This is a genomic window from Rhodococcus sp. NPDC057014 (assembly GCF_042673295.1).
GTDB lineage: Bacteria > Actinomycetota > Actinomycetes > Mycobacteriales > Mycobacteriaceae > Rhodococcus_F.
On the sequence record NZ_JBHUSF010000019.1, the window covers coordinates 25708 to 38923 of the forward strand.

Sequence of the window (13216 nt, forward strand, 5' to 3'; positions counted from 1 at the left end):
TTCCGCTGGGCATATGGAGTTGATTCACGCGATGTAACGTCTCGCTGACGGTGCCCTCCGGCACTTCAACTTCTGCAGTCGTCATCTCACACTTCCCAATTCGCACTTAGTTCTCGAACGCCACGAAAACCCCAGCCCCAGAATGAGACCGGACGGTCCGGTGCGAGTTCTATGTTCGGAATGGTTTCGAAAAGTTCCTCGAGGCCGATTTTGACAACTGCCGTGGCGAAGTACGTGCCCGCGCATGCATGTGCGCCGGCGCCGAAGGCGAGGTTCGGTACGACGGGCCTGTCCAGGTTGTACTCGTCGGCGTCGTCGTAGACCGTGGTGTCCCTGTTTGCGGAGCCATACGTGAGCATGACCAGAGATCCGGCAGGGACGGTGATGCCTCCGATCTCGGTGTCCTTGAGCGCTCGTTTGGTCACCACCGACCAGATCGGGGCAACCCATCGGAGGCCCTCTTGTACGGCCCGTGGAATCAGCGCAGCGTCGTCGACGACTCGCTCGAGCTGGTCAGGGTGGGTCAACAGGCCCGCCAATGTGGTCGACATGGCATGCCCGGGCTCTTGCATCGCGCCGAGCAAAAACACGTAGAGATTGGGAAAGATCATTTCGTCGGGCCGTGTTGTGCCGTCAGGCATGCCGTCGTGCAACCAGTGCGAGATAGCGCTGTGGTCCGGGTTGGACCGCCAGTGTTCTAGCTTCGGCGCGACGGTCGCGATGATCTCCCGCTTGGCGGCGTCTCCAGGTTCGAACCCATCCGGATTCAGAAAGTCTCCATTCTCATCGAGTGCGGCGTTGACCGATGACTCACTGAGCTGGTGGAACCATCGCCGGAGTTGGTCACTGCTGACGTCGGTGAGTCCCAGCATGTCGCCCAGGGCTCGGACGCTGAGCGGCTCGCAGTACTGCTCGACCAGGTCCGCACGACCATCGGCTTCGAAGGCGTCGAGTAGTTTGCGGGCGTGCGGCCGAACGAGATCGTCTACGTATTTGTCCACAGCCGACGGCTGAAGATGGGGTTCGACCATCGACCGCAGTTCTCGGTGCTCGTCGCCGTTGGCATCGAGGATTGCACCGTCACCGAATGTGCGACGAACAGCTGGCGTCACGATCGCGGGCCAGTTCTCGGGATCACGGGCGATTTGTTCGCACAGTTCCTTGGTCGACACGACCCACATGCCAAGCATCGGCACAAAGACGACGGGCGCCTCCGAGCGCAGCTTCTCGTACAAACCGTTGGGGTCCTTTTCGAGCTCTTCGAACGAAATGTCTCGGACCAGTTCGGGGACTGCATAGTTGGGGGCAACCATTAGGGCTGTTCCTTCCATTGGGGAGCCATGTGAGGCGACGGGAGGGCAGGAGGCCCTTTGGATGCGGGGCAACACGCTGGCACCCGTTTCGTGACGTACAACACCCTCTCAAGTGAATATATACATCGAATACACACTTTTCAACAGCTGGGATCCGAGCGGCAGTGAGGGCGTGCCGGGAGGTCGGCGGATGAACGCGAGCTGGGGGTGAGTGCCGCTGTCTGCGATGGTCGTTGTGTTTGGTTTGCGCATGGTCTCCGTCGGCGGGGGCGTCTGCGGCGAGGTCTGGTCCCTGACATTCGCCCTGGTAGTGGTCGCGATCCCGCGGTCGTGTCCACGATGGGCGACACGGCGGTGTGGCGGGTGTGGGGTGGGTTCAGTGGGCTCGGCGGAGCAACGCGGCGAGGGCTTGGCCGCCTCCGATGCACATCGTGACGATTCCGAGTTCGAGGTCACGCCGGACGAGATCCTTCGCGATCCGGAGGGTGAGGATTGCTCCGGTGGCGCCGACGGGGTGGCCGAGTGCGATGGCGCCGCCGTAGGGGTTGGTCTTGTCCGGGTCGAGTTTGGCGTCCCGGATGACGGCGACGGCCTGCGCTGCGAAGGCTTCGTTCAGTTCGATGGTGTCGATGTCGCCGGGCGTGGTTCCGGTCTGTTCGAACAGGTTCTTCAGAGCGAGGACCGGGGCGTAGCCCATCACGTCGGGTTCGAGAGCGGAGGTGGTGACGGCCTCGAGGGTGACCAGGCCGGTCAGACCGCGTTCGCTGGCCGTCGATTCGCGGGCCAGGACGAGGGCGGCGCCGCCGTCGTTGATGCCGGAGGAATTTCCTGCGGTGACGGTGCCACCCTTCTCGAAGGCGGCGCGCAGTGTTCCGAGTGTCTCGAGGGTGGTCTCAGGTTTGGGGTGCTCGTCGGTGGTGATGGTGGCCGGTCGGCGGCCGCCGACCACGACGGGGGTGATTTCCTCGGCGAAGGCGGCTTTCGCGGCATCGGTGGCGGCTCGGTGTTGCGATTGCAGGGCGAACTCGTCCTGTTCTTCGCGGCTGACGTTGTACTTGCGGGCGACGTTCTCGGCGGTGACGCCCATGTGGATTCCGTGGAAGGGGTCGGTGAGCATTCCGACGGTACCGTCGACGAGTGCACGATCACCGAGCTTGTAGCCGGCTCGGGCACCGAAGTCGTAGAACGGCATCCGGGACATGCTGTCGTTGCCGCCCGCCAGCGCGAGGTCGAGCCCGCCCCAGCGGATCTGCATGGCCGCGGACCATACTGCTTGCAGACCGGAGCCGCAGAGTCGGTTGACGGTGTACGCGGGGGTGGATTTCGGTAGGCCGGCGGCGAGTGCGACCCGCCGGGCGTTGTAGGCGTCGGGGCCGACCTGACCGATGCAGCCCATCACGACCTCCCCGACGGCGTCGGGAGCGACACCGGCACGGTCGAGGGCTGCCTTCGCGGCGGTCGCACCGAGTTCGTGGGCGGGTACGTCCTTGAGGACGCCGCCGAAGCTGCCGACGGGTGTGCGGGCGCCGTCGACGATCAGGATGCGGTCAGGGGAGGTCATGGAGATCCGATCTGTAGTGGTTGCGTGACAAATCATTTGGGTCGTGGAGTTGGTGGCGTCGGTCGTGGCCAGCGATATCTGCGAGGTGTGCACCGGATGTCAGGTGTGGTCTCCCACCAGTTGCAACACCTGTGAGCGTTCGGCGGGTGCGAGGAGGCAGGACGGACAGTGGGTCGACAGAATGCGCATGAGGTCGCGGTAGAACCGAGTCGGATCGACCCCGAACTCGACGAAGATCTCGCCGTCGGGTGGCTCCCCGAATGGTGCCCACGTTCGTGCGAACTCGAGCACGCGCCGCTCCTGCGGCGTCAGGGGATCGGGGACCGCCGTGGCAGTGCCCGGCCGTCGCCGCGTCATCGCTGTGCCCACGAGTCATCGGCGGACACATATCCGACGCTGAACAAGGGAAACGTTCGAACTTTCTCCGCCGGACGGGAGAGGTCGGCGACCGCGACCCGGACCGATTCGGGCAGGCACAGTCGGAGGGTGACCGCCGCGGCGGCGATGAGGGCGTCGAGCATCAGTGTGGGCATGGTCGGTCCTGGTTCGAAAGGGGTGTCAGGTGAAGTGCGGGGTGCGTCTGGTGAGGAACGCGTCTATTCCCTCGTGCGCGGCGGGTTCGTCGACCAGAGTGGTGATCGCCGCGGCCTCATGGTTGAGCTGGGCGGTGAAGTCCTGGTCGGCGGACGTTCGGAGTAGGTGTTTCGACGTGGCGAACGCCCGGGTGGGTCCTGCCGCCAACTGCTCGATGACAGATTCGGCCTCCTGCGGCAGGACGTCCGGGGCTACGGCCCGGCTGATCAGCCCCCAGCTCTGCGCTTCGGCGGCGGTGAAGACGCGGTTGGTCAGGGTCAGATCGAGGGCACGGGCGAGCCCGAGATCACGGGCCAGGCGCCAGGTGCTGCCGAAGTCGGGGCTCAGTCCCGCTGCGGTGTAGGCCATCTTGAACTTCGCGGTGTCGGCGGCGATGACGATGTCCCCGGTGAGCACGATGCCGATGCCCCCACCGGCGGCGGTTCCCTGGACGATCGTGACCACCGGTACCGGCGCCGTCGTCAGCAACTCGATCGCGCGGTGCGCCGTGGAGGTCACCTGGTCCATCAGGGCACTGCGGTCCTCGGCGGTGGCGAAGCTCTGCAGGTCGCCACCGACGCAGAACATCGGCCCCTCGGCATCGAGGACCGCCACGCGCAGACCGGTGGTGCATGCGTCGTGGACTCGTTCGGCGGCTTCGAGGAAGTCTTCGGCCATCGGAAGGTCGAAGGCATTGCCGTGCCGGGGGCGGTCCAGGGTGATGCGGGCGATGACGCCGTCGGATTCGAAGGCGATGCGCTCGTGGGTGAGATGTGCCATCAGTGCGTGTCCTCCGAGGGGCGGTTTCGTTGGGCGGCGAGGTCGATGTACCACTGCAGGGCGGCGGCGTCGTCGACGGCTTGGGGGTCGATGACGGCGTCGACGGGTGCACCTTGGAACAGTCGTTTGATGGGGATTTCCAGCTTCTTCCCGGTGCGGGTGTGCGGAATCGCGGGTGCGGCGAGGATCTCGTCGGGCACGTGCCGGGGTGAGGCGTCGCGGCGGATGGTGTCGCAGATCGCGCGGGTCAGGTCGTCGTCGAGAATGGTGTCGTCGGTGAGTGTGACGAACAGCGGCATCCAGTAGGTCCCGTCGGGGTATTCGACTCCGATGACGAGTGATTCCCGGACCTCGGGGAGTTTCTCGGCGGCCTGATAGATGTCGGAACTGCCCATCCGGACGCCGTTGCGGTTGAGGGTGGAGTCGGAGCGCCCGTGGACCACGACGCTGCCGTGGTCGCTGATGGTGATCCAGTCGCCGTGCCGCCACACGCCGGGGTAGGTGTCGAAATACGCGTCGCGGTACCGCTTCCCGTCGGGATCGTTCCAGAAGTGCACCGGCATCGAGGGCATCGGTTTGGTCAGGACCATCTCACCGACGTCGCCGACGAGGGCGTTGCCGTCCTCGTCCCAGGCTTCCAGCGCCACGCCCAGCGATACGACGGGGATCTCCCCGGCCCGGACGGGCACTGTGGGGACGGCGGTGGCGAAGGCGCTGACGACGTCGGTTCCGCCGGTCATCGACGCGACCTGGACGTCGGATCCGACGTGTTCGGCGACCCAGTGGTAGGACGCAGGGGGGAGCACGGAGCCGGTGACCCCGAGCGTCTTCAGTGTGGAGAGGTCGTGCTCGGCGGCGGGGGAGTGCTGTCCTTTTTCGCAGGCCTGCAGGTAGGCGGGGCTGGTGCCGAGGTGGGTGACGCGGTTGCGGTCGGCGAGCGCCCACAGGGTGTCGGTGGTGGGGAAGCCGGGGCTGCCGTCGTAGCAGACGATGGTGGCCCCCACCAGCAGGCCGGCGACCTGGAAGTTCCACATCATCCAGCTCGGCGAGGTGTACCAGAAGTAGGTATCGCCGGGGGAGATGTCGAGGTGGAAGGACATGGACTTGAGGTGTTCGAGCACCACGCCACCGTGTCCGTGGACGATCCCCTTGGGGCGTCCGCTGGTGCCGGAGGAGAACAGCACCCACAGCGGATGGTCGAAGGCGACGGGGGTGGTCTCGAGTGCGGTGTCACCGGCGGCGGCCTCGGCCCAGGTGTTGATCGGTGCGAGTCCGGCGGTATCGAGTCCGATTCGAGGGATGACGATGGTGGCGTCGAGGGAGGGAATGTGGGATCGGATGTAGTCGATGGCCTCACGCCGCTCGTGGGCTTTGCCGCCGTAGTGGTAGCCGTCGGCAGCGATCAGTGCTTTGGGTTCGAGCTGTCCGAGGCGGTCCACGGCCGCCGGCGCGGAGTAGTCCTGTCCGCAGGAGGCCCAGATCGCGCCGAGGCTGGCGGTGGCGAGGAACGCAACGACCGCTTCGGCGATGTTGGGCAGGTATCCGACGACGCGATCACCGTGCCCTACTCCGGACCGGCGCAGGGTGTCGGCGACGGCACCGACCTGCCGCTCGAGTTCCGCCCACGACAGGGTGCGGCGACCGGCACCGCCGGGTTCGCTTTCGTCGATGACGGCGACGGCATCCGGGTGGCGGTGCCGGAAGATCTGATCGACGTAGTTGAGGGTGGCTCCGGGGAACCACTGGGCGCCGGGCATGGTCTCGTCGACGAGCACCTGGTGGTAGGGGGAGTGGGCAGCGATGTCGAAGTACGCCCACAATGCCCCCCAGAATGCCGAGATGTCGGTCGCCGACCACCGCTGGAGGGCGGTGTAGTCGTCGAAGTCCAGACCCCGATTGGTCTTCAACCAGCGGCGGAAGACCTCCACGTTCGCGTTCTCGGTGCGCTCACGGGTGGGGTACCAGGTCGGCGGCGACCCGTCGGCCCTCCCGCAGACGCGGCGACCGACGGACACGGCCTGCCGCGCGGCGCTGCCGAGCAGGGTGGCGTCGTTGCTCAGCAGGGTGAAGTCGTAGCCGGCGTCGACGGTGGCGCGCACCGCCTCCTCGGTGGCTGCCCCGGCGTTGCCGACCGGCAGACCCGCGGCCTGGACCGCGGCGATGGCCTTGGCGATCAATTCGACGATCGGGGCATCGGTTTCGGCGTGCCCTTCGCTGACAGCGAGGTCGGCTGCACCGATGAGGACGGCGTCGACACCGTCGACGGCGGCGATGTCACCCGCGGCGAGTGCTGCTGCCGCGCTTTCGATCTGAGCGATGCACATCACTTCCTCGTTACCGAACCGGAGGTACTCGTCCCGGTCGAGGGCGCCCCAGTGCCCGGCGCGGCTGGTGTTCCCGACTCCGCGGGTTCCCTGTGGTGGGAACCGCATGGCTTGGACGGCGCTGTGTGCCTCGTCGGCGGAGTCGATGTGCGGGAACATCAGTCCGTCCGCGCCGCTGTCGAGCACCCGTTGGATGAGTCCGGTGTCGGTAGCGGGTATCCGGACGATCGGGGACAGGCCGGAGGTCTTGGCGATCCCGATGAGCGCGTACACCGTTCCGATGTCGAGGGGGCTGTGTTCGAGATCGATCACCACGAAATCGAATCCGGCGCCGGCGACGAGTTCGACGCTTTCGAGGGCGGGAAGCTTGATCCAGGTGCCGAGCGGAAGATGGTTGTCTCGTTCGAGTGCGGCACGGAAACCGCAGGTGTGGGTCGTGTTCATCGGGTCGGGTAGTCCTTTGCGTTGAGAACCCAACCGGCGTCGGAGAAGTCCTGGCGAGGTGGGGAGAAGATGTCGATCAGCTGTTGAGCGGGGCCCACCCCTTGGCTGGTGTGCACGGTGGGCGGGGGGATGATCGCCACCGAGGGGGAGCCGACCGGGGTGTGTTCGTCGGGTTTCCACGCGGTCGAGTCCGGTCCCCACGGGTAGCGGATGTGGTGGACGTAGTCACCGGTGACGGCGAGGGACATCTGCTCGAAGTCGTCGTGGTGGTGGGGCGAGAGCTTGGCCGGTGGCCGGGGTGCGGATTCCTCGGCGAGGAAGTTCACCATGATGGTGGTGGTGCGGAAGATCCGTCCGAACCTGCCCTCGGCGATGGGGGTCTGGGCGAGCGGGTAGACCCGTAGCCGGAAGCCGTCGACGGGGTCGGGCCACGGCTGCCAGGGGGCGACCTGCGGGTCCCGTTCGGTGTAGGCGGCGGTGTTCTGGGCGGTGGCCGCGACGTCGTTCTGTGTGGTGATCAGCCGGATGACCGGCCCGTCGGTCAGGGCTTCGATGCTGCTAGGACCGGGCGGAATCACCACCAGGGCGTCTTCGGTGACCTCGGCACTGTCGCCGCCGGCGGCGACCCGGATCTGGGCGCTGCCGGAGTAGAGCAGGGCGACGTACTCGTCGTCCTGCTCGCGGGGAAATGTGTCGCCGGCGACGGCGTCGGTCCACAGAACGGCCAGGTTCTGACTGCGAAAGACCCAGGTCGTGGAGCCCTTCTCGGTGACCTCGTCCGGTTCGGAATTCCGGAACTCGAGGTACTGCGCCGCTCGGATACCGGTAGCGGGCAGGCCCTGCGATTGCGGCTTGCCGCCCGCGAGCTTCGATCGCACGTCATCTGCCGCGTACATCTCTTACCTCCATTGTCGGTGCCGCGAAGCCACTGAGGGCTCGTTCCGATCCGAGTTCGGATCGCTTCTTTACAGCCCTACCAAAGTGTGTATACGATTTGTGTGTTGAGTATAGGTGATCGTGCTCACAGCGTGTCAACGAACTTCCGAGGAGTAACAAATGGCAATCAACCGGATCGACCACGCGGCCGTGCGGGTCAAGGACCTGGGTCAGGCGCTGGAGTGGTACGAGGGTGTCCTCGGTCTGACCGTGTTGGATCGCAACGCCGATCGTGCGTTGCTGGCGTGTTCGGGCACCGACGCCGACCTGACCCTGATCGACGGCGGGCAGAGCATCGACAGCTTCGCGTTCGGTGTCGACCATGCCGATGACCTGGACGAAATCACCTCGCGGTTGGACAAGAACGGGGTGGCCTACAAGCGCTACAAGGAAGCTGACCGGCCCGGCCACAGCGACATCCTCGGATTCGATCTGCCCAGTGGTCATCGGATGGAATTCGCGGTCGGCTACGGCGACCGGCGGGCCGGGGTGACGAACTTCCAGTCGGACGGCTCGTTCATTCCCACCGACATCGACCACATCAATCTTCTCGGAGAAGGAGATCCGCAGGAATTCTCTGAGTTCATGAAGATGGTCCTGGGCTTCAAGCAGTCCCTCGCGCTGACCATCGCCGGCAAGTGGGCGGCCTCCTGGCTGCGCGCGTCCAAGCTCGACCACGACCTGGCCTACATGCAGGCGCAGCGTCCCTCGGACCGCCTGCACCATGTCGCGTTCGCCGTCCAGGACGGCAACCACTACTTCCGCCTGAGCGACCGGCTCACCGAGACGGGTAACCGGTGGGAGTTCGGGCCGGGCCGGCACATGGGTGGTATCCCGCGGGACACCCAGGGTTTCGGTACCAACAACTTCGCGTACGCCTTCGACCCGACCGGAAACCGCAACGAATTCAGCTGCGGCATGAACGAATTCGAGGACGACGACCCGGGGTACATCGCCGAGACCAGCCCCGAGAAGTTCCCCGAGATCATGAACGGGTGGGCGTACAACATGCCCGAGTCGTTCATGACGATCGGTTCCTGACCCCGTCCCATCACCTTCCCTCAGGAGAAGTGCATGTCTTCGGACCCTCCGCACGGCCCGGCGGCCGCCGAGTCGAATCGTCATACCGAGATCGCGCAGGCGGTGTACCGCAGTTGGTGGAACGTCGACCGGGCCGCCGGGATCGGTAGCGAGCTGCTGTACACCGAAGACGGGGTGTGTGTGATGCCGGCGTTGACGATGACCGGCCGGAACGAGATCGTCCGCGGGTACGCCGCCCGCCAGGCCCACGGGCCACGCCTGTCGCGTCACCTCGTGTCCAATCTCGTCACCGACCACCACGACGACGCCCGGGTCACCGCCACATACGCCCTCACCCTCTTCGCCCGGAACGGGATTGCGCCCCTGGAGTTGGATTCGCCGTCGGCGATCTGCGACGTCGTCGACGACTTCGTTCGAGCCGGCGGCGACTGGCTGATCCGCCGCCGCGTCCTGCAAGCGGTCTTCGTCGCGCAGGACAATGACTCGGTCCTCCTCGGCAGGAAGTGAATGAACGTGGCATCCGACCACACGTGCACCCCACCCGTCGTCCTCGTTCACGGGTGGGGTAGCACGTACGAGCGCACCTGGGGCGGATCCGACCTCGAACGAACCCTCGAGCAGGACGGCCGCCGGATCATTCGCGTGGACCTGCTCGGGCACGGGACCTCCCGTGCCCCGCACGAGAGCGGCGAGTACGCACACATGGCCGACGAGCTCGCCGAGCACCTGCCCGACGACACTGCGGTGGACGGGGTCGGGTTCTCTCTCGGCGGCAAACTCCTGCTTCAGCTCGCCGCCGAGCAGCCCCAGCGGTTCCGGCGACTGGTCATCGCCGGCGTCGGGGATAATCTGCTGCGCCCGGAAAACGGCGCAGCAGTGGCGCAGGCCCTGCACGCGGGAATCACCGACGACACCGCGGCCGCACTGCGCCCCGTGCTCGCCGAGGCGCTCGCATCCGGCAACGACCCACAGGCCCTCGCGGCCGCCATCCAGCGCCCCCCGTCCCTGCTCACCGCACACCAGCTGCACACGATCGGCGCCGAGGTTCTGCTGGCGGTCGGCGACCGCGACGTCATCGCCGGCGTGGCCGATCAGGTCAGCGCGGCAATCCCGCACCTGGCCGGCATCGTTCTCGAAGGAGTCGATCACGTGTCCACGCCCCACTCACCGCGATTGCAGATGGCGGCGGCGCAGTTCCTACAACACGGGAACGCCACGACCGAGGTGCTCGCCTCGTCCCCGGGCGCACCCCGGATAGAGCACACAGCCGCAGGGCCGGGTCAGGTGTCCCGGCCTGCGGCGTCGACACTCGACCTGCCGGGTTAGCCTGGGCAGGAACACGGCAGCGCACGAAGGTTTCGTGTGATCCCGAGGGATAGGATCCTGCTAATGGAAGACATTGATGGGGCCACGCGTGACGGTTCCGGCTCCGGTCCGAGGTCGGTCGTGGACCAGGTCGCCGCGCATATTCTGAATATGATCCTCGCCAACGAGCTCAAGCCTGGACAGCCGGTGGCCATCCAGGAACTCAGTGCGATCCTCGATGTCAGTAATGTCCCGATCCGCGAAGCCCTGCGCCGCCTCGAGGGCCGTGGGCTGGTGACGTTTCGGCGAGGCCGGCGACCGCAGATCGCGCCGATCAACATCGACGACTTCGACGACGTCTACCGGCTGCGCGGCCTGCTGGAGGGGCAGATCGCCGAACGGTCGGCGGAGCTCATGACGCCCGAGCGGCTCACTCTGCTCGACGAGACCCTCGGCGAGCTCGAACGCATCATCACCCGGGGCAACGCCTTCGACGTCTATTCCGTGCACGCCAGGTTCCATCTGTTGATGCTGCCCAGTGCCACCGATTGGGACCGCCGACTGCTCGACCAGCTGTGGGTGGCATCCGAGCGCTACATTCAGCTGTACGTCGGGGCGCAACCGGACCCGGAGGTGGCGGACAGGATCATTGCCTCCCACCGGGTCCTGGTCGACGCGGCCCGCGGCGGCGATGCCAACACCGTCCGTGATGCCGTCGTCGAACACGTCGTTTACAGCCACAAGATGATCGCCCCCCTCGTGCAGGCTGCTAGCGGTAGCCGCCTTCGCCCCGCAGCGGCCGCGCACTGCGACTGAACGACGACAGCATCGCGTGTGCGGTTGAGCGTGGTACGCCGAGTGTATCGGCGACTTCCGATACACCCCATTCAGACCTCGCAGCGATGTAGCGCAGACCCGCGCTTCGCGTCTTCAGGTACTCATTTCGGCTGTAGCGCTGCGGTCCACACGTCGCAGAGGTAGTCGAGGACTTCATCCGGCGACGTACCCACCTTCCCGCGGCTGCTCAGCGAAAAGACAGTGCGAGTGGACGCCTCGAGCAGGACTGCTCGCGTCCGTACCGCGGAGGCTTCCGCCTCGGGTATCTGGTCGAAGTACCTGTGGAGCGAATCGATGAGAGTGAAACTGCTGGTGAATATCCAATCTTCGATCGAAGCGTCACTGAGGGCGGCCGCGGTCAATGCATCGAGAAGCGCGGCGTTCTTGCGCCAGTACTGTTGCCATTCACGCAACCAGTCACGCAGAGACTGACGGAGGTCTTCTTCACCCGACGTCAGCACCTCGTCGAGTCTCGAGTACCGGTGAAGCGCGTACGAGTGCAGGTCATCGAGCATCTCGCGCGTCAACGCGAGTTTGTTAGGGAAGTGTAGGTAGAACGTCGCTCGACTCACTCCAGCCGCGCTGACGATGTCGTCGATCGTTGTGGCGGAATACCCCTTTGTCTCGAAGACTTCGAGCGCCGCACCGGTGAGTCGGGAGCGGGTCACGTTACGCTTCAGTTCGCTCAAGGACGGGAGGTCAGGTTTCATGATGCCCGCAGTCTATCGTCGGCCCCGGCTTCCATAGCGATTGCTCAGCGAAGGATGGCGCATTGCGGGAAGGCGGAGCCGGGGTCGGGGCCCGGCCCCGACACCGCCCTCTGGGTCATTGGCCGCCACGGTTTATCCGAGGCTGCGTTCGGTCCAGTGCACCATGGGTGGGTGCACTCAGACTTCACTGTGCATCGCTCGACCCTTTCGATTCCCGGCTCCGCGGCTCTCTCGTCCGGGAGCCGATGTCGAGTCTGGAGGTCAGTAATTCGGGTCAGGACGCGACGTCGATGAGAACCTTGGCGGCCTTTCCGTCACGCATGTCCTCCATCGCAGAGATCAGCTCGCCCGGCCCACGATGTTCTACGAACGCCGAGACGTCATACCAGCCTTGGCCCATCAATTCGATCACGCGTTGGAAGTCGACGCCCGTGTACGCCGCGGTGCCCATGATCGTCAGCTCGTTGAAACCGAAGTGATTGGGCTCGATCGCGGTGGTAGGGTGCGTCGCGACAGACACCATCCGGCCACCACGCCTCGTGCTGGCAATCGCATCGTTGAACGGTACGAGAGGGTTGCCGTCCGGACCGTTGGCCACCGGCGCGCCGGCGACGTCGAACGACACGTCCGCGCCAATGTCTTCGACGAGATCACCGATGGCCGCGACGATGTCGACTTCGGTGGGGTCGAGGATCGCTTCTACGGCTGGCAGCGCCAACGACTCCACAATCTTGCGGCGAATCGGAGAGATCTCGCTGACAATGATCCGCTCGACTCCGGCCGCGGCGAGCGCAAGGGTCACACCGATCCCCACCGGGCCCGCGCCGTGAACGGCGACGCGGTCATCAGGCCGGGGGGCGCCACGGCGCACCGCGTGCGTTGCCACCGACATCGGCTCGACGACGGCGCCGGCCTCCAGTCCCACTCCGTCGGGCAGTCGGTGCACTCGGTCTTCAGCGGCCACGAGGTACTCGCCCAGCCCTCCCCCGTCGGGGCTGCTCAACCCGAGGTAAGCACTGATGTCGCACAGGTTGTAGTCGCCGCGCTTGCACGGAAAGCACTCGCCGCAGTTCATGCAGGGTTCGACAGCGACGAGGTCTCCCTCTTTGACAGCGGTGACGCCGGAACCGACTTCGACCACGGTTCCGCTGCACTCGTGTCCGAAGACGACCGGCAGCGTGATGCCGGTCAACAGGTGAGGCCACACCGGCGTGAGGATAGGGCCGTCGAAATACTCGTGGATGTCGCTGCCGCAGATGCCGTTGTGCGCAACCTTGACTTTGACGTGTCCGGCTCGCGTCTGCGGTTCCGGAACATCCTCCCAGCGAATGTCCTGGTTGCCGTAGAAGATAGCTGCTTTCATACTCACTCCGATCGTGGGGCCTCGCGCAC

At 65.7% G+C, this 13216-nt stretch carries 14 protein-coding genes and 1 pseudogene; 4 read left to right on the forward strand and 11 right to left on the reverse strand.

Annotated features, from left to right (window positions below):
* Window positions 1-86 precede the first annotated feature (86 nt).
* From ACFTZB_RS06500 to ACFTZB_RS06535, 8 genes and pseudogenes are all read right to left on the reverse strand, one after another.
* Window positions 87-1313 carry a cytochrome P450 gene (locus ACFTZB_RS06500; protein WP_378430641.1) on the reverse strand — a complete coding sequence of 409 codons (1227 nt, stop codon included), beginning with the start codon at window positions 1311-1313 and terminating at the stop codon, window positions 87-89.
* Between the two features lie 376 nt (window positions 1314-1689).
* The gene (locus tag ACFTZB_RS06505; protein ID WP_378430642.1) at window positions 1690-2874 is read right to left on the reverse strand and encodes a thiolase family protein; all 1185 of its coding nucleotides are present in this window, start codon (window positions 2872-2874) and stop codon (window positions 1690-1692) included.
* Window positions 2875-2973: 99 nt separating this feature from the next.
* Window positions 2974-3231 carry a DUF3263 domain-containing protein gene (locus ACFTZB_RS06510; protein WP_378430643.1) on the reverse strand — a complete coding sequence of 86 codons (258 nt, stop codon included), beginning with the start codon at window positions 3229-3231 and terminating at the stop codon, window positions 2974-2976.
* A complete protein-coding gene (locus ACFTZB_RS06515; protein WP_378430644.1) occupies window positions 3228-3407 on the reverse strand; it encodes a hypothetical protein in 180 nt (59 codons plus the stop codon). Before ACFTZB_RS06515 ends, ACFTZB_RS06510 begins: the two co-directional genes overlap by 4 nt.
* Before the next feature lie 25 nt (window positions 3408-3432).
* Window positions 3433-4227, reverse strand: a complete 795-nt coding sequence (locus tag ACFTZB_RS06520; protein WP_378430645.1) for an enoyl-CoA hydratase/isomerase family protein — start codon at window positions 4225-4227, stop codon at window positions 3433-3435.
* Complete coding sequence (locus ACFTZB_RS06525) at window positions 4227-6242, reverse strand: acetoacetate--CoA ligase (RefSeq protein ID WP_378430668.1); 2016 nt, start codon at window positions 6240-6242, stop codon at window positions 4227-4229. Before ACFTZB_RS06525 ends, ACFTZB_RS06520 begins: the two co-directional genes overlap by 1 nt.
* A gap of 132 nt (window positions 6243-6374) precedes the next feature.
* Window positions 6375-6995: pseudogene (locus ACFTZB_RS06530) on the reverse strand (HpcH/HpaI aldolase/citrate lyase family protein); the annotation flags it as partial.
* Window positions 6992-7891, reverse strand: a complete 900-nt coding sequence (locus ACFTZB_RS06535) for a hypothetical protein (protein ID WP_378430646.1) — start codon at window positions 7889-7891, stop codon at window positions 6992-6994. The gene ACFTZB_RS06535 and the pseudogene ACFTZB_RS06530, both read right to left, overlap by 4 nt.
* 160 nt (window positions 7892-8051) lie before the next feature.
* Here ACFTZB_RS06535 and ACFTZB_RS06540 point away from each other — a divergent pair, with 160 nt between their 5' ends.
* The 4 genes from ACFTZB_RS06540 to ACFTZB_RS06555 all read left to right on the forward strand — a co-directional run bounded on the left by ACFTZB_RS06540 (window position 8052) and on the right by ACFTZB_RS06555 (window position 11093).
* Window positions 8052-8972, forward strand: coding sequence for a VOC family protein (locus ACFTZB_RS06540; protein WP_378430647.1), 921 nt, complete (start codon window positions 8052-8054; stop codon window positions 8970-8972).
* A 33-nt stretch (window positions 8973-9005) separates the two neighbouring features.
* Window positions 9006-9479, forward strand: coding sequence for a nuclear transport factor 2 family protein (locus ACFTZB_RS06545; RefSeq protein WP_378430648.1), 474 nt, complete (start codon window positions 9006-9008; stop codon window positions 9477-9479).
* A complete protein-coding gene (locus ACFTZB_RS06550) occupies window positions 9480-10298 on the forward strand; it encodes an alpha/beta fold hydrolase (RefSeq protein ID WP_378430649.1) in 819 nt (272 codons plus the stop codon).
* Window positions 10299-10418: 120 nt separating this feature from the next.
* Window positions 10419-11093, forward strand: coding sequence for a GntR family transcriptional regulator (locus ACFTZB_RS06555; RefSeq protein WP_378430650.1), 675 nt, complete (start codon window positions 10419-10421; stop codon window positions 11091-11093).
* Here the strand turns inward: ACFTZB_RS06555 and ACFTZB_RS06560 are convergent.
* The 3 genes from ACFTZB_RS06560 to ACFTZB_RS06570 all read right to left on the reverse strand — a co-directional run bounded on the left by ACFTZB_RS06560 (window position 11047) and on the right by ACFTZB_RS06570 (window position 13187).
* Complete coding sequence (locus tag ACFTZB_RS06560) at window positions 11047-11271, reverse strand: helix-turn-helix domain-containing protein (protein WP_378430651.1); 225 nt, start codon at window positions 11269-11271, stop codon at window positions 11047-11049. The two genes, ACFTZB_RS06555 and ACFTZB_RS06560, sit on opposite strands and share 47 nt — an antisense overlap.
* Window positions 11216-11824 (reverse strand): TetR/AcrR family transcriptional regulator, encoded by a 609-nt coding sequence (locus ACFTZB_RS06565; protein ID WP_378430652.1) that lies wholly within the window; start codon window positions 11822-11824, stop codon window positions 11216-11218. The genes ACFTZB_RS06560 and ACFTZB_RS06565 overlap by 56 nt, the downstream gene beginning before the upstream one ends.
* A gap of 274 nt (window positions 11825-12098) precedes the next feature.
* On the reverse strand, window positions 12099-13187 hold the full coding sequence (locus ACFTZB_RS06570; protein WP_378430653.1) for an alcohol dehydrogenase catalytic domain-containing protein: 1089 nt from the start codon (window positions 13185-13187) through the stop codon (window positions 12099-12101).
* Window positions 13188-13216 lie beyond the last annotated feature (29 nt).